Here is a 246-nt window from a genome sequence, read left to right on the forward strand (position 1 = left end):
CCCCCTTTGGTCCGTAGACATTATGCGGTATTAGCAGTCGTTTCCAACTGTTGTCCCCCACCTCAAGGCATGTTCCCAAGCATTACTCACCCGTCCGCCGCTCGTCAGCAAAGTAGCAAGCTACTTTCTGTTACCGCTCGACTTGCATGTGTTAGGCCTGCCGCCAGCGTTCAATCTGAGCCATGATCAAACTCTTCAATTAAAAAGTTTTATGTCTTTCGACAGCTCAATGAATTCTGAATTTTT

General features: G+C 47.2%; 1 rRNA gene. It reads right to left on the reverse strand.

Annotated features, from left to right (window positions below):
* Window positions 1-202, reverse strand: a 16S ribosomal RNA gene (locus tag H5120_RS20100); the annotation flags it as partial.
* Between the last annotated feature and the right edge of the window lie 44 nt (window positions 203-246).

The sequence above is a fragment of the Pseudoalteromonas sp. SR43-2 genome, assembly GCF_014163885.1.
Taxonomy (GTDB): domain Bacteria; phylum Pseudomonadota; class Gammaproteobacteria; order Enterobacterales; family Alteromonadaceae; genus Pseudoalteromonas; species Pseudoalteromonas distincta.